This is a genomic window from Franzmannia qiaohouensis (assembly GCF_031451695.1).
Taxonomy (GTDB): Bacteria; Pseudomonadota; Gammaproteobacteria; order Pseudomonadales; family Halomonadaceae; genus Franzmannia; species Franzmannia qiaohouensis.
The window spans coordinates 1-15765 of the sequence record NZ_JARWAM010000032.1 but is presented as its reverse complement, the minus strand read 5'-3'; the positions used below and the strand labels follow the sequence as shown (position 1 = coordinate 15765).

Annotated in this window: 12 protein-coding genes; 8 read left to right on the top strand and 4 right to left on the bottom strand. The window is 64.9% G+C overall.

The window, feature by feature from the left end; genetic code table 11:
- Positions 1-105: 105 nt before the first annotated feature.
- On the bottom strand, positions 106-1857 hold the full coding sequence (gene pilB, locus QC821_RS21330; protein WP_309725490.1) for a type IV-A pilus assembly ATPase PilB: 1752 nt from the start codon (positions 1855-1857) through the stop codon (positions 106-108).
- A gap of 517 nt (positions 1858-2374) precedes the next feature.
- Between pilB and QC821_RS21780 the strand changes: the two genes are divergently transcribed.
- The 3 genes from QC821_RS21780 to QC821_RS21315 all read left to right on the top strand — a co-directional run bounded on the left by QC821_RS21780 (position 2375) and on the right by QC821_RS21315 (position 5721).
- Positions 2375-2737 (top strand): prepilin-type N-terminal cleavage/methylation domain-containing protein, encoded by a 363-nt coding sequence (locus QC821_RS21780; protein ID WP_422720141.1) that lies wholly within the window; start codon positions 2375-2377, stop codon positions 2735-2737.
- 278 nt (positions 2738-3015) lie between these two features.
- Complete coding sequence (locus QC821_RS21320) at positions 3016-3570, top strand: anti-virulence regulator CigR family protein (protein WP_309725488.1); 555 nt, start codon at positions 3016-3018, stop codon at positions 3568-3570.
- A 429-nt stretch (positions 3571-3999) separates the two neighbouring features.
- On the top strand, positions 4000-5721 hold the full coding sequence (locus QC821_RS21315; RefSeq protein ID WP_309725486.1) for a DUF7305 domain-containing protein: 1722 nt from the start codon (positions 4000-4002) through the stop codon (positions 5719-5721).
- Positions 5722-5733: 12 nt separating this feature from the next.
- Here the strand turns inward: QC821_RS21315 and QC821_RS21310 are convergent, their stop codons facing one another.
- The 3 genes from QC821_RS21310 to QC821_RS21300 all read right to left on the bottom strand — a co-directional run bounded on the left by QC821_RS21310 (position 5734) and on the right by QC821_RS21300 (position 7845).
- Complete coding sequence (locus QC821_RS21310) at positions 5734-6882, bottom strand: GGDEF domain-containing protein (RefSeq protein WP_309725484.1); 1149 nt, start codon at positions 6880-6882, stop codon at positions 5734-5736.
- Between the two features lie 7 nt (positions 6883-6889).
- Positions 6890-7456: a hypothetical protein gene (locus QC821_RS21305; RefSeq protein WP_309725482.1), complete on the bottom strand. Its 567-nt coding sequence runs from the start codon at positions 7454-7456 to the stop codon at positions 6890-6892.
- 110 nt (positions 7457-7566) lie between these two features.
- Entirely contained in the window at positions 7567-7845 is a 279-nt protein-coding gene (locus tag QC821_RS21300; RefSeq protein ID WP_095622818.1) for a hypothetical protein, read from the bottom strand.
- 368 nt (positions 7846-8213) lie between these two features.
- Here QC821_RS21300 and QC821_RS21295 point away from each other — a divergent pair, with 368 nt between their 5' ends.
- The 5 genes from QC821_RS21295 to QC821_RS21275 all read left to right on the top strand — a co-directional run.
- Positions 8214-10538, top strand: a complete 2325-nt coding sequence (locus QC821_RS21295) for a TolC family outer membrane protein (protein WP_309725478.1) — start codon at positions 8214-8216, stop codon at positions 10536-10538.
- A gap of 187 nt (positions 10539-10725) precedes the next feature.
- Positions 10726-12789: a type I secretion system permease/ATPase gene (locus tag QC821_RS21290; protein ID WP_422720142.1), complete on the top strand. Its 2064-nt coding sequence runs from the start codon at positions 10726-10728 to the stop codon at positions 12787-12789.
- Positions 12789-14222 carry an HlyD family type I secretion periplasmic adaptor subunit gene (locus QC821_RS21285; RefSeq protein WP_309725474.1) on the top strand — a complete coding sequence of 478 codons (1434 nt, stop codon included), beginning with the start codon at positions 12789-12791 and terminating at the stop codon, positions 14220-14222. The genes QC821_RS21290 and QC821_RS21285 overlap by 1 nt, the downstream gene beginning before the upstream one ends.
- A 3-nt stretch (positions 14223-14225) precedes the next feature.
- Positions 14226-14846, top strand: a complete 621-nt coding sequence (locus QC821_RS21280) for a response regulator transcription factor (RefSeq protein ID WP_309725472.1) — start codon at positions 14226-14228, stop codon at positions 14844-14846.
- A gap of 147 nt (positions 14847-14993) precedes the next feature.
- A partial coding sequence (locus tag QC821_RS21275) for a retention module-containing protein (RefSeq protein ID WP_309725470.1) occupies positions 14994-15765 on the top strand: 772 nt, incomplete at its 3' end.

Sequence of the window (15765 nt, the reverse complement as noted above, 5' to 3'; positions counted from 1 at the left end):
TCTCACCCCGGCCATGGCGAATCGGGCTTGCACAACGGGACGGGTCCATATAAGCGAATTCATTCGCGATTGCAGCGCGCAGCGCTGCCGGTTCACACCTCGGCGCTACTCCTTTATCACCCGGTTGACTTCTTCCAGGCTGGTAATCCCCTGCATCACCTTGAGCAGGCCGCTGCGGCGCAGGTCCGGATGGCCTTCGCGGCGCGCCTGTTCGTCGAGCTCCAGGGCGTTGCCGTTACGCATGATCAGCTGGCTGATCGCCTCGGAAACCGGCACCACCTCATAGATCCCCACCCGGCCCTTGTAGCCCAGGGTGCACTTGCGGCAGCCCACCGGGTGGTAGATCGTCGCCTGGGCGATCTCCTCGTCGCTGAAGCCCTCCTCGCGCAGCGCGGCGGCGGGAATCTCCGCCGGCTCCTTGCACAGCGCGCAGAGCTTGCGCGCCAGCCGCTGGGCGATGATCAGGCTCACCGAGCTGGCGATATTGAACGCCGCTACGCCCATGTTGGAGAGTCGTGTGAGGGTCTCGGCGGCGGAGTTGGTGTGCACCGTGGAGAGCACCAGGTGGCCGGTTTGCGAGGCCTTGACGGCGATTTCAGCGGTCTCCAGATCGCGGATCTCGCCGACCATGACGATATCCGGGTCCTGGCGCAGGAAGGCGCGCAGGGCGCTGGCGAAGTCGAGGCCGATCTTGGTGTGCACGTTGACCTGGTTGACCCCCGGTACCTTGAGCTCCACCGGATCCTCGGCGGTGGAGATATTGCGCTCGGTGGTGTTGAGGATATTGATCCCGGTGTACAGCGTTACCGTCTTGCCGCTGCCGGTGGGGCCGGTAACCAGGATCATGCCCTGGGGCTCGGCCAGCGCCGCTTCGTAGAGCTCGCGCTGCTGCGGTGTGAAGCCCAGTGCATCGATGCCGAGCTGCGCCGAGGCGGGGTCGAGAATACGCAGCACGATCTTCTCGCCGTACACGGTGGGCAGCGAGTTGACGCGAAAGTCGATGGAGCGCTGCTTGGAAAGGCGCAGCTTGATGGCGCCATCCTGGGGCAGGCGCCGCTCGGAGATATCGAGGCGCGCCATGACCTTGAGGCGTGCGGCGATCCTGGTGCGCATGCCGAACGGCGGCCGGGCCGCTTCCAGCAGGATGCCGTCTATGCGCAGGCGGATGCGATAGCTCGACTCGTACGGCTCGAAGTGAATGTCCGAGGCGCCGCGCTTGATGGCGTCGAGCAGGATCTTGTTGACGAAGCGCACCACCGGGGCGTCGTCGCTGCTGGCGGTGACGGCGCTGTCGTCGGCGGGGTCATACTCGTCGTAGGCGAGCCCCTCCAGCGCCTGGTCGGCGTCGTCGAGGCCTTCCATCATGTCGTCCTGGCCGACCTGGCTGAGGTAGTTCTCCAGCGCCGGGGCCAGCTGGTCGAGGGGGGCCAGCACGCCCTCCACCGAAATGCCCAGGGCAAACTGCAGCTCGTCGAGCTTGGCCAGGCTCGAAGGGTAGGGCACCGCCACCGTCACGCCGTGGTCGCTGCGGGTCAGCGGCATCACGCCGAGCTTGCGCAGCAGCGCTTCGGGCATCTCGCCGGCCGCTGGCAGGCTGTCGAGACGCAGGGCGTCGAGGTCGAGCAGCGGCAGGCCATACTCCCAGGCCGCGGCCATCGCCGCCTGGCGGGGGGTGACCAGGCCGCTCTCGACCAGGTGCTGCATCATCGAGACCTCCTCCTCGCGGGCCTCGTGCTCGGCGCGGCTGGCAGCCGCGACCGATAGCAGGCCTTCCTCCACCAGTCGCCCGGCGATGCCGCGCAGGCGGGTGGGCGGCGGCTCACGGGGTGGGGTACCAGGGGAAAGGGCGTCGGTCATGGCTGGTCTCGGTGAAAGCAAGCAGTGTTGTCAGTCTACTCTCGAACGCGACTGAAAAAAGCCATGAATACTGACTTACTATCGTGGTATTAAGGCAATTAGGAGTATCATTAGTAAAGGCACGGCTAGGCTGTGAAACCTACTGTAATAGAGTGTGGTGTTTTTAATGCTCAAGGTGTCGGCTCTGTGAGGTGTCCAGGCCGTCGCGGTGGCCCTGCCGCCCAAGATTAGCGTTGAAAAACCGCGTTACTTCGGGGATGGGGCGCCCAGTCGAGTGCGCTAAGATGGCCGTACAGGTACTCCTTGAGTACGTCATTAAAAAGTATGATTCGCCGAAAATCATCGGTGAAGCAGCAGCAAGAAGGTGGTGCGAGCGGCGTCAGCAAACAGTGGAGCCGCGGCTGCCCCAGGGCAGCGAGCCAGGGGGGCTCAATAACGTGGGCGGCAGCGACGCTGTGACAGCGGACCAATCAGGCAGGGCCTAAAAAACCGTAGGGGTAAAAAAATGGTGACACAGATGCGTAACCAGCCCGTCAAGGGCAAGGCCGGCCAGGGCGGTTTTACCCTGATCGAACTGCTGATCGTTCTGGCTATAATCGGGATACTTGCAGCAATTGCGATACCACAGTTTATTGGTTATCAGCAGCGAGCTGCTGATTCAGCATGCCAGCAAGAGATTGCTGCACTTAGAACTCCCTTTGCATTAGAGGATATTGAAGAAGCAGATTTAGATGGCCTTACTCCTTCGTGCAATGGCGGCACGTTTGAGGTGGTTGATCCAACAGATGCGGCAGAGGGACGTATAACTTATAGTGGGCTAACGGGTGGCACAGGTGACGATGTCGAGGTGGTGTTAGGAAGAACTCTAGATGTGAACTAACTTTCGATTGGGAGTTATCCTGTGAATAGGGCTGGCACCTGCTAGCCCTGTTTTAATGTTGGTTAACTAGGCATAACGTTAAAATCCTGACTAGTACTGATCTTGTTGATGGGGAGCTAGGTGAAATTTTCTAGATAAATGCTTGCACGTCCAGCAGCGGCAAATGCTCACCAGCTTCTTTTCTCTTCCTTCTTTCTCATTCTTCCCACTTCATCTCCACACCCCTTGCATCATTCCCCGCTAGGCTGTTGCTAAACCCGCAACGCAAGGAGCTTGCCATGCTGCCGCTTTCTCTCCGTTCGCCCCGCTGGCCGTTGCTGGCGGCGAGTGCGCTGACGCTGGTTCTTGGGGCGTCGCCGCTGGCGGCTCAGCCGGGAAATGCCCAGGGCGCGGCGCCGTTTGGCTATCTGGCCCAGGGCCAAAGCCAAGGCGCCTCACAGGGGCAGGGACGCGGCCAGGGCGCGCAGGGCCAGCGTCGTCAGCAGGAGGCTCGCAGCCGCGAGTCGGCACCGCGCGAGAGTCGCCGTGGCGATGAGCATCGCAACAGCGACTGGCGTGAGGGCCCGAGCCTGGAGGAGCGGGTGATCCGGCGCATCTTCGACGACAACCGCGAATATGTCAGCCGCGACGCCGACTTGCCGCCGGGCATCCGCAAGAATCTCGAGCGTGGCAAGCCGCTGCCCCCGGGCATCGCCAAGCGCTTCGACGATCGCCTGCACGGCCAGCTACCCCGCTACGAAGGCTACGAATGGCGCCAGGCCGGCCAGGATGCCATCCTCGTCGACATCGCCAACGAGGTGGTCTACGAGATCCTCCGCGGCGTGGTGTATTGACCTCCCATCGCGACTGAAGTCGCTCCCACTTTTGCCTTGGCGCCACTCTCGTGTGGGAGCGAATTCACTCGCGATTGCAGCGCAAAGCGCTGCGCGATGGGTCAGCCCCATCGCGACTTAAGCCACTCCTGCTTTTTCCCTTGGCGCCACTCCCTTGTGGGAGCGAATTCATTCGCGATTGCAGCGCGCAGCGCAGCGCAGCCGGGCGTCGTCATAGCACTCCTTGCGGCTGGCATGGCGAGCATTTTCAGAATGACGAGAACCAGTTTCTTGCAACTAGCTGGTACCAGGTTAATGGTGTGCAGGCATTGGCTGAGATATAGTAAAAAGTATCTAGCCTAAGGAGCCGCACGCTTGACCAATCCTCACTCGGCCGCCTGCGCGGGCGCAATTCCTGGGCGCTGCTCCCGGCGCCAGAGAGGTGCCGCATTGGTCATAGTGCTGGTGCTGATGTTGAGCACGGCAGTGCTGTCGTTGTCCGCGATGCAGTCGTCTCTGTTGAATGAACGACTGGCGGGAAATTTCCGTGAGAGTGTGCAGGCCTACAATGAAGCTGAAGCGGGCATAACCGACTTCTATCAAGCACTGGTGGCGAGTAGCGATGGCGATGACGCTGAGCTATCCCGATTCATCGCGTCGGAGGCAGCTCCGCCGGGCCATCGTATTCGTGAAGCGGCCAGGGCCAATAATGGCTTGGGTCAAGGTGGAGCGGCTCTTGCCGGCTTGATTCGTCCGGGACCTCACGGCAGCGCCAGCAAGCGAGAGAATGCCAGTTATCAGCTTGCATTCCCTGCCCAGCAGTCGGTCGATGCCGCTGGCCAGTTCGTGGTGGTCAGCACCGGCCGCTTTGGCTCCGGCGACCATCAGGCCGAGCGAGAAGTTATCGCGATCTTCGAGTGGACGAGTGAGCGGCGCCGCCCATTTGGCGGGCTGATGAGCTGTGAGGGTGTCTCGGTGACTGGCAGCGGGATCATCGACAGCTACGACGCAGGCGCAGGTCCTTACGGCACGCCTGCGGACAATGCCCGCCGCAGCGGTGTCGTGGTGGGCACCCAGACCGACGGTGCCCAGGTGCAGGTCACCGGGGCATCACCTATCTACGGCGACGTGCGCTCCACTGGAACCATCGAGGCAACCGGCTCGGGCAGCATCCACGGCAATGTGCTGGCAAACGCTGATGTCAACCTGCGCGGCGGCGGCGTGCATGTCTACGGCGACGTTGAGAGTGGTGGCGACGTAGCAGTGTCCAGCAGCGGTACGGTGCATGGCGATATTCGCGCCAATGGGCGTGCCAAACTCGGCAACTGGAGTTCGCGCGTCAATGGCAGCATCGTTGCCGAGCACGTCGACTCGGTACGCGACCCGGATGACCAGGTGGGGGGAACGATTACCCGCCGCGAGGGGGGGGCCGGCGTAAGTCGGCTGCCATCGGTGGCCTCGTCAGCAGAGTGCGACAGCCTCAACGTGCAGGAGATCTACGACGGCTATCGAAATCAGGGCGTTGGCTCCGGGGCGCTCCAGCTAGGCGGCCAGGGGCGTACGGTCATTCTCGACGATCGAGGCTTGTCAGACCCGGTCAACCCCGAGGCTGAAGTCTTTGTTTCGGAAAGCAGCGATGGCCTGAGCCTCGCCAGGCTGGACAGCCTGACGTTGGGCGGAAGTGCCAACCTTCAGATCGGCAGTCCTGAGCGGCCGGTGGACATGGTGCTGGTAGTGGATGGCCCGATTTCACTCGGCGGTGGGGGGAGTTTTCGGATCGCCGGGGGCAGCACGCTGCGCATTGTCACCAGTGGCCAGTTCGATCTCGGTAGCGGTATCAGCGTCGGGGACCGTTCACCCAGCAAGATCGATGAAAACGGCGACCTCGTGGCGGTGCTTTCCGTTGTGTCGACCTACGATGACCAGGGGCGCGGCGGTCAACACCAGGGGGTGCGTATCCGCGGTGCCTCGGACTTTTATGGCCAGGTTATTGCGCCATTCTCCCACGTCGATATCGCCGGCAGCGGTAATTTATACGGTGCGCTAAACGGGCGTACGATTTCAGTGAGTGGTAGCGGCGGCTTTCACTATGACGAGAGTTTCGGCGAACTGGCCCTTGAGCCTGTTCAGGAGGCTGGTGGCGGACGCCCACGCCTGGTCAATATCTACTGAGGGGAGTGAATACTACCCCACCTCGACGCGATTGCGACCGTCCTGCTTGGCCTGGTAGAGGGCCCGGTCGGCGCGGGGGTAGAGGGCGGCGAAGCTGTCGTCTGGCGGGGCAGTGTCGGTGCGGGTGGTGGTGACTCCGGCGCTGATGGTGATGGAGAGCGCATCGGCCTGGCCGGGTGCGCCGTGGAACGTGTGCTCTGCCACGGCACGGCGTAGCCGTTCACAGAGCTCGCTGGCGCCGGTGGTGTCGGTGGCGGGCATCAGCACGCAGAACTCTTCGCCGCCGATACGCGCTACCACGTCGGCACGGCGCACCACGTCCTTGAGCAGCGTGGCGAAGGCAACCAGGATGCGGTCGCCGGTGGGGTGGCCATACCGGTCGTTGACCTCCTTGAAGTGATCGATATCGATCAGCGCCAGGCTGACCGGTGTGGCGCTGCGAGTGCTCTGGGCGAACAGTCGGCTGGCTTGGTCGAGCAGCGCGCGTCGGTTGTTGAGGCCAGTGAGTTCGTCGGTGACGCTGAGTGCTTCGACCAGTTTCTTCTGGCGTGCGATCTGGTAGAGGGCGGCGAGCAGTGCGGCGATCACCACCATTACCATTAACGCCAGGGCGATGATCCAGCGCGTCAGGCGCTGCATCAGCTGCTGCTGGCTGGCGGCGGCAGTGAACACCAGGTGTTGCAGTTCGCTGTAGATGAAGGCCAGGGTGTCGTCGAGCTGGCCACTCAGGGTCTCCAGGCGGGCCAGGCCTTGCGGGTGATTCAGGCTGTGTGCCAGCAGCGGCTCGGCTTCCATCAGCAGACGGTTCAGCACGCGATACTCGTCGAGGATGTGCTGATAGTCCTCCTTGGGCAGGGCGCTGCGCGAAAGGTACTGGTTAATGCTGCTCTGGCGGGTGGCGATGATCCACAGGCGCTCCAGTGACTGCTGCTGGTGGAGGGGCTCGGGATTATCGACCAGGCTGTCGATGGCCTGCTGGATGTGGAGGCTATCCTGCTGGCCGCGTACTACCTCGCTGGCAAAGCCGAGGTAGTCAGCGCCCAGGTGACGCCCGGCGTTGTTGGCAAAGCTCCAGGCAGTGCCGAGCAGCAGCGCGCAGAGAAGCGCGAACAGCACGCACAGCGGCAGCAGCAGTTGCTGCGTCAGCCCGGGCAGGCGCATGGGCGACTTAACGGGCGCGCAGAGTAGTAATCGACCAGATCCACCTGGTCAGTGGCTCGCTGCCCTCGTGTACCGCTTCGATGTCGGCGGGAACGGTCAGCATCAGCGGGCCATGCTGGTGGTCGGGCAGGGGCGCGCCATCGAGGCGCGTGACCAGCAGATAGGTCTTCTCCTGGCGCTCTTCGGGCGTCAGGAACACGGTGTAGTCGTCACGGGCGATAAAGCGAAGCCGCTCAATGCTGTCGAGGTCGTAGGCGGCCAGGAAGTCATCCAGCAGCACGCCGAGAAACTCGCCCTCGGGGCCTTCGGGGTGGGCCATGTCGACGGCATATAGCGGCAGTGACTCGATATCGGCCAGCGACAGCGTGGTGTGGTGCTCGCCGCGTTCGAGTGCGAGAACCGGGCTGGTGTCCTCGGAGGGGGCGCGGTTGCTTGCCGAGAGCTCGGCGGCCATCAGCGGGGCACATGCCAGCAGTGTGGCCAGCAGCGAGAGCAGCGGAGTGAACAGCAGTGGTTTTCGCTCCGCGAGTCGCCGCAGCGCGAGGGGGGAGCCCCCTCGGGTCGTGGTGGTCATATGCATTTTCCCTGCGTGGCCGCCATCTTCGATAGTGACTGTTTTCTTGGCCGCTGCATCAAGCCCGGAACGTGTCTTGGCACGCTTGTCAGGCTTGGTCGCGGCTTCTGCTAGTAAAGCGCTTGCTCTTCGCTGATGACCTCCTTGAGGAGTTCGAGAAACAGCCGGTCGGCCTCGGAGTGCTCGGCTGGGTCGTCGGGGATATGCACGCTGGTGGTGTCGCTGACCTCTCGGGCGATGCCGGCCAGCATGTCACGCTCGTTGAGATCGGCATGCTTGCGGGCAATCTGCAGTGCCTGCTCGAGGATCGCCGGTTCCTGCAGCAGTTTCTTTATGAACCCACGTAGCTCATTGATTACGCGGGTCTTGTGAATCTCGGATGCGGACATGTGGGAACCCTGTCATGCGGTTGACGAAGTCGCGCAGCGTGGCTGCGCGCTTAGTTGAGACGATAGCACAGCTCGCTGGCAAATTCGGCTTCGATGTGCGGCCTCGTTAAGGCTTTCAACGCTGTGCGTGTCATGCAGGAAACGCCTCAAATAGGCGCCGCCAAGAAAGTGCCAGTAATGTACGCTGGCGCTTTGAGTCAACTCATTGGATAATCCGTTCCGCTGGATTACAATTGATTACAAAATAGTGCCGCTTGCCATGCCAGATACTCATTAATCTGGATTAAGGCAGACGCCACAACGAATACTGACAACAGCGCTACTGGCAGGTGCCAGGTGTTTTGCATAACGCAAGGGAGCAATGCTTCATGAAATCTTTCAGCGTGCCTCAATTTCGCCGCCGTTTCCCCATCTTGACGCGCCATGCCGCGTTTGGGGCGGCAGCTCTCGGCCTGATGGCCGGCGCTGCGCTGCCGGTGGCCGCCCAGGCGCCGAGCGGCCTGGCCGGGATGTCGTCGCCGGGCAGCAGCGATCTGCGCGAAGTGGTGCAGCGTGCGGTGTCGACCAACCCCGAGGTGCGGGCGGCCTACAACGGCTTTCGTGCCTCGACCAATGAAGTCGATATCGCCCGCGGCGGTTACCTGCCGAGCGTCGATGTCACTGCCGGTGTCGGTATCGAGGATCGCGAAGGCGACGGCCGCGGCAGCTTCGACACCGACTTCGCCGAGCTGTCGCTGACCCAGATGATCTACGACGGTTTCGCCACCCGCAGCGAGGTCGAGCGCCTCGACCGCGCCAAGCTGGTGCGCTACTACGAGCTGTTGGGGGCCAGCGAAGAGGTGGCGCTGGAAGCCGCGCGAGCCTACCAGGACGTGCGCCGCTATCGCGAGCTGGTGGAGCTGGCGCGGGACAACTACCGCGAGCACATGCGCGTCTTCAATCAGATCGAGGAGCGCGTCGGTTCCGGCGCCGGGCGCCGGGTCGACCTGGAGCAGATCAGCGGGCGCCTGGCGCTGGCCGAGTCCAACCTGATGACCGAAGCCTCCAACCTCCACGACGTCAGCTCGCGCTACCAGCGCCTGGTCGGCGACCTGCCGGCCGAGAGCCTGGCGCCGGCGCCGTCGTTGGACGCTGAGCTGCCGCCGTCGGTCAACGACGCGGTACGCATGGCCTACGAGGGCAACCCCAACTTCCACGCCGCCATCGAGAACATCGAATCGGCCCGCGCCGAGCAGGCCGGCACCCGCTCGGCGTTCCAGCCGCGCCTGGAGTTCCGCGCCCGCACCGGCAGCAACAACCAGAGCGACTTCACCGGCCGTCGTGACCAGCACGTCGCCGAGCTGGTGGCGACCATGAACCTCTACCGCGGTGGCAGCGACCGCGCCTCGTTCCGCCGCGCCAGCGACCTGGTCGAGCAGTCCATCGATCTGCGCGACGTCGAGTGCGTCAATCTGCGTCAGACTACCCAGATCGCCTACAACGACACCCAGCGGCTGCGCGAGCAGATGCAGTACCTCAATGAGCACCGCCAGTCCATCGACCGGGTGCGCGGCGCCTACCAGCAGCAGTTCGATATCGGCCAGCGTACGCTGCTCGACGTGCTCGACAGTGAGAACGAGTACTTCGAGGCCAGCCGTGCCTACATCAACGCCGAGTATGACGTGGCGATTGCCGATGCCCGCACCCTGGCGGCGATGGGCAAACTGATGCCGGCATTGGGCGTGATGCGTGACGACACCCCTAGCCTGGCCGAGCTCTCCAGCGACGGCGTCACCATCAACGCCGACGATATCTGCCCGGCCCAGGGCCCGGCGGGCTTCACCCTCGAAGACCTGACCGGCGACCTCAGCGTGTCGGCGCCAACCCGTGCGCCAGACGTGACCATCAGCGCCGATGCCCTGTTCGCGGTCAATAGCGCCGAGCTGAGCGCTGCGGCACGCGGCGAGCTCAACGAGCTGGCGGCGCAGATCCGCCAGCGTGACGACCTGGCGCGGGTATTCATCGCCGGTCACGCCGACAGCACCGGCAGCGATGCCATCAACGACCCGCTGTCCGAGGCCCGGGCGCGCAGCGTGGCCGAGTATCTCGCCTCCCAGGGGGTATCCCCGGGGCTGCTGCAGAGCCGTGGCTATGGCTCCAACAATCCGGTGGCCAGCAATGACACCGTCGAGGGGCGTCGCCAGAACCGTCGCGTGGAGGTCACGCTGGAAACCAACGGTGAGAACCTCGACATGACCGGCACGCCGCTGCGCAGCCGCGACCTCAGCGCACGCTGGAGCTTCGAGCGTCCGGCCGCCTCCGAGGCCCCCGTGGCTGAAGTGCCTGCCGCCGAGCCGGCGTCAGCCATGGCCGCTGGGGTAGCAAGTACGCCGGCGCTGCGCTGGGACCAGCAGGTGGCGGCGACCAACGTCGACGCTGATGCCCTGGCCGAGGCCGCCGATATGGCGCTGCCCGAGGCGCCGGCGGACTCGCTGGTGCAGGTGGTGGCGGTGAGCTCTGCCGAGCGTGCCGCCGAGCTCGAGGCGCAGCTTAGCGCCGAGCTGGGTGGTCCGGTGCGAGTGAGCAACGGCGGCCGCCTGTACAGCGTGCAGCTGGGGCCGGTGGCCAGGAGCGAAGCCGAAGCCCTGCGCGGCCGGGTGGCCGGGCTGGGCTTCGCTGAAGCTTATCTGATTTCGGCCGATAACCCCTCTTGAGCGGCGCGTATGTTGGCGAGGATGCGCGACTGTCTCAGTACCCACGTAGTAGGGATTGCATCAACCGGGTGAAGGGGCGACCGTGACCAGCGATGCCAAACATGCCGTAGAGGCGGGGCGCCAGCCGCCGCCGCAGGACGACCTGCTGGAATGCCTGCGCGTGGTGGCCCGTGCCCATGACCAGGAGATGGGCCGCGATGCGCTGCTGGCCGGCCTGCCACTGGAGGAGGGCCGGTTGACCCCGGGGGTGTTCCCGCGCGCGGCCTCCCGCGCCGGGCTCGCCGCCCGCCATGCCCGCTCCAGGCTGGTTCAGCTCAACCCGGCGCTGATGCCGGTGGTGGTGCTGCTCGAGCCGGGGCGCGCCTGTGTGCTGGTGGCGATGGACGTCAAGTCGCGCACGGCGCGGGTGATCTTTCCCGAACTGGGCGAGGCGGCCACCGAGGTGAGCCTGGACGAGCTGCAGGCGCGCTACAGCGGGCGGGTGATCTACGCGCGGCCCAAGTTCCGCTTCGACGCCCGCGGCCCCGAGGTCGGCAAGCAGAAGTCGCGCCATTGGTTCTGGGGCGTGATCCGCGAGAACCGCCGGCTGTATCGCGACGTGATCATCGGCTCGGTGATGATCAACCTGTTCGCGGTGGCCATGCCGCTGTTCGTGATGAACGTCTACGACCGGGTAGTCCCCAACCAGGCCACCGAGACGCTGTGGGTGCTGGCCGCGGGGATCTTCGTGGTGCTGTGCTTCGACCTGGCGCTGCGCCTGATGCGCAATGCCTTCGTCGACCTGGCAGCGAGCCGTGCCGACGTCAAGCTGTCGGCGTCGATCATGCAGCGGGTGCTGGGTATGCGCCTCGAGGCGCGACCGGCCTCCACCGGCTCGTTCGCGGCCACCCTGCAGTCGTTCGAGTCGGTGCGCGCCTTCATCGGCTCGGCCACCGTGGTGGGTCTCGTCGACCTGCCTTTCGTGATCATGTTCGTGGCGATCATCGCCATCATCGGCGTGCCGCTGGCGATCCCCATCGCCGTGGGTATCGTCTTCGTGCTGCTCTACGCGCTGGCCGCCCAGAGCAAGCTACACGAGCTTTCCGAGACTACCTGGCGGGTCGGCGCCCAGCGCAACGCCACCCTGGTGGAGTCGCTGGGCAACCTGGAAACCGTCAAGACGCTGCGCGCAGAGAGCCGGCTACAGGCGGTGTGGGAGAAGACCACGGCATTCCTGTCGCGCACCTCGGCGCAGCTGCGGCTGATCAGCTCCTCGGTGTCGAGCGTGGCGCTGTGGGCCCAGCACACGGTGGCGGTGGCAGTGATCATCGTCGGCGTCTACCTGATCATCGAGGGTGACCTCAGCCAGGGCGGGCTGATCGCCGCCTATCTGCTGTCGTCGCGGGCCATGGCGCCGGTCAGCCAGGCCGCGGCGCTGCTCGCCCAGTATCACCAGTCGTCCACCGCGCTGGAGTCGCTCAACGGGGTAATGGACAAGCCGGTGGAGCGCCCCGAGGGCAAATCCTTCGTCTCTCGTCCGGTGGTGAGCGGCGAGCTGGAGCTCAATCGCATCACGCTGCGCTATCCCGATGAAGAGCGCGATGCGATCCGCGATATCTCGCTCAAGATCAAGCCCGGCGAGAAGGTTGCGCTGCTCGGCCGGGTCGGCTCGGGCAAGTCGACCCTCAACAAGCTGATGCTGGGCCTCTACCAGCCCACCAGCGGTGCGGTGCTGCTCGACGGCGTGGATATTCGCCAGTTCGACCCCATCGAGTTGCGCCGCCATATCGGCTACGTGCCCCAGGACGTCAGCCTGTTCTACGGCTCGCTGCGCGAAAACGTGGTGGCCGGTGGCGGCAGTGAAGGGGTCGAGGACGAGGCGCTGCTGCAGGCGCTGGAGATCAGCGGTATCGGCGAACTGGTCAACAACCATCCCCACGGCGTCGACCTGCCGGTGGGCGAGCGTGGCCAGATGCTCTCGGGCGGCCAGCGTCAGGGCGTGGCGATCGCCCGGGCGGTGGTCCACGACCCGCAGATCCTGCTGCTCGACGAACCCACCAGCGCCATGGACCACGCCAGCGAGGAAACCTTCAAGAAGCGCCTGGCCGAGTATGCCGCGGCCAAGACCATGATCGTCGTGACCCACCGCACCTCGCTGCTGTCGCTGGTCGACCGCATCGTGGTGGTCGACGCCGGCAAGATCGTTGCCGACGGACCCAAGGACAAGGTGGTGGAGGCCCTGCGTAGCGGCCAGATCGGGAGGGCCAACTGATGGCGCAGAGCAAGTCCAAGACCGCCGAACAGCAGGGCTTCGAGGCCATCGGGCGGCTCTCCGAAGGCGGCGGCCGGCCGTTTCGGCCGCTGATCGACCGGCTGTTCGCACGCCGCGTGTCGTCGGCGCACCTCAATCGCGACTGGGCCAGCGACGCCGACTGGGCGCGCATGCAGCAGGATCCGATGCGCGCCCGGGGCTTCCTCTACACCGTGCTGCTGGCCCTGCTGGCGCTGATCGCCTGGTCGTACTTCGCCCAGATCGATGAGGTGACCCGCGGCACCGGCCGGGTGATCCCCTCTCAGCAGCTGCAGAAGGTACAGTCCTTCGACGGTGGCGTGGTTCAAGACATCCTGGTCCGCGAAGGCCAGATGGTCGAAGCCGGCGAGCTCCTGATGCGCATCGACCCGACCCGCTTCGTGTCGAGCTTCCGCGAGAACCGCGCCCGGGCGCTGACGCTGCAGGCGCGCATTGCGCGGCTGCAGGCGCTGATCACCGGCTCGTCGTTCTCGCCCTCCGACGAGCTGCTCGCCGAGGCACCCGAGATCGTCGCCCAGGAGCGTGAGCTCTACGAGGGCCGCCGCGACGAGCTGCGCGAGGTCGAGAGTATCGCCCGCGACCGGCTGCGTCAGCGCCAGGAGGAGCTCAACGAGGCGCAATCACGGCTCAGCACTGCCAGCCGCGAGCTGAGCATGGCCAGCCAGGAACTCAACCTGACCCGGCCGCTGCTTAGCTCGGGCGCCGTCTCCGAGGTCGAGGTACTGCGCCTCGAGCGCGAGGTGTCGCGGGCCCAGGGCGATCGCAGCCAGGCCGGCTCCCAGGTCGCCAGGCTCGAGGCGGCGGTGGAGGAGGCCGAGGCCCAGCTGCGCGAGGTGACCCTCGAGCGCCGCGGCGAGTGGCGCGACTCCCTGGCCGAAGCGCTGGGCGAGCTTTCGGCGCTGGACGAGTCGAGCACCGGTCTCGAGGACCGGGTGCGGCTGGCCGAGGTGCGTGCCCCGGTGGCCGGGGTGGTGCAGCGCATGCACATTACCACCCTGGGCGGCGTGGCCCAGCCCGGGCAGGACGTGGTCGAGATCGTGCCCACCGACGACCAGTTGCTGGTGGAGGCACGCATCGCCCCGCAGGACATCGCCTTCCTGCGTCCCGGCCAGTCGGCCACCATCAAGCTGACCGCCTACGACTTCTCGATCTTCGGCGGTCTGGAGGCGGAGCTGGACCATATCAGCGCCGATACCATCACCGACGACAACGACAACACCTTCTATCTGGTACGGGTGAGGACGCTGGAGGGCGGTTTCGCCGACCAGCAGGACCTGGCGATCATTCCCGGGATGACCGCCCAGGTGGATATCATGACCGGCAAACGCACGGTCATGGAGTACCTGCTCAAGCCGATCCTGCGCGGTACCAGTAACGCCTTGACCGAGCGCTGACGCATGAAACAACACCTCTTCGTATGCCAAGGACTCGACGATATTCCGCGCTGGAAGGAGGCCTTCCCGTACCTGCGCCGCTGCACGCCGCAGCAGGCCCGGGCCCAGGCCGGCGCCGGCGATCACGTCTGGGTGGTCAGCCAGATCGAGGGCTGGTCTGGTCTGGTGCAGACCCTCTCCCAGCGCGGCGCTGTGCTGGTGGTGCTTGCCTATTCGCCGAGCTCGGTGGAGGCCTTCCAGGCGCTCAACGCCGGTGCCCGAGGCTACGCCCACGCCTTTTCGACGGCGCCGCTGCTGCAGCAGATCGAGGTGGTGACCGCCAACCAGGGGATCTGGGTGTGGCCCGAGCTGCTGGCCCAGGTGGTCGGCTCGACCTTCCGCGCGCTGGGCGGCGAGGCGCGCATGCGCGACGACGCCCTGGGGTTGCTCACCGAGCGTGAACGCGCGGTGGCGCTGGCGGTGGCCTCGGGCAAGAGCAACAAGGAGGTCGCCCGCGACATGGACATCACCGACCGCACCGTCAAGGCGCATCTCGGTGCGGTGTTCCGCAAGCTCAAGGTGCGCGACCGCATGCAGCTTATCCTGCTGCTGTCGCAGCGTAGTGAAACGACCAGCAGCGCCTGAGGGGTATCGACCCGTTACATCGAGTAACCCTGTCCATCGGTACTATGTTTTTCCCGCCCTGCCTCTCTTAGTCTGATGCCATAGCCCGATAAAATAACGCTGCTGCCTCGTCAGGACAGCAGCATGCTTACGCAGAAGGAACAGATCATGGCAATTGCAACCGTCCTTTCGATCACCGGTCAGGCCTGGGCCCGCGACGCCGACGGCAACCTGCGCGAACTCAGCGTTGGCGACATCCTCGTCGAAGGCGAGACGCTGGTCACCTCCGACAACGGTAGCGTGCAGCTCGACTTCCTCGATGGCCTCGACCCGACCATGATCAGCGGTGGCCAGGAGATTGCCATGACGCCGGACGTCGACGTCAACGCGCCGGTCGATGTCGCCGATAGCGAAGTCCTGGACGCCGACCTCGAGGCGCTGCTCGCCGCCATCGACGATGACGAGGTCGACCTGCTCGACGTGCTCGATCCCACCGCCGCCGGCGCCGGTGGCGGTGCTGCAGCCGATGGTGGGCACGGTTTCGTGCGCCTGGCGCGCATCACCGAGGGCGTCGATCCGCTGGCCTTCGAGTTCGGTAGTGTGCAAACCACGGAATTTACCACCCCTGAGGGCGAGCCTGCGCCGGTGGATGAACTCGAAGCAGATGCCGCACTAGACGAGCCGGAGACTGAACCCGAGCCTGAGCCGACGGTATCGATTACCAACTTTGAGATTGGTTCTACCAACAATAGTGTCAGCAGCCTACTCAACGGCACCTCCACCAATGCTACGACAGTGGACGTGACCCTGACTGGTCCCAATGGCGCGCAGACCTTTACCGATATCCCTGTTGACGAAGACGGTAACTGGTCGCTGGATCTGGGCAGCGACCTGCCGGAAGGCGACTACAGCGTCGAGGTCATCGCTCGCGATGGCAACG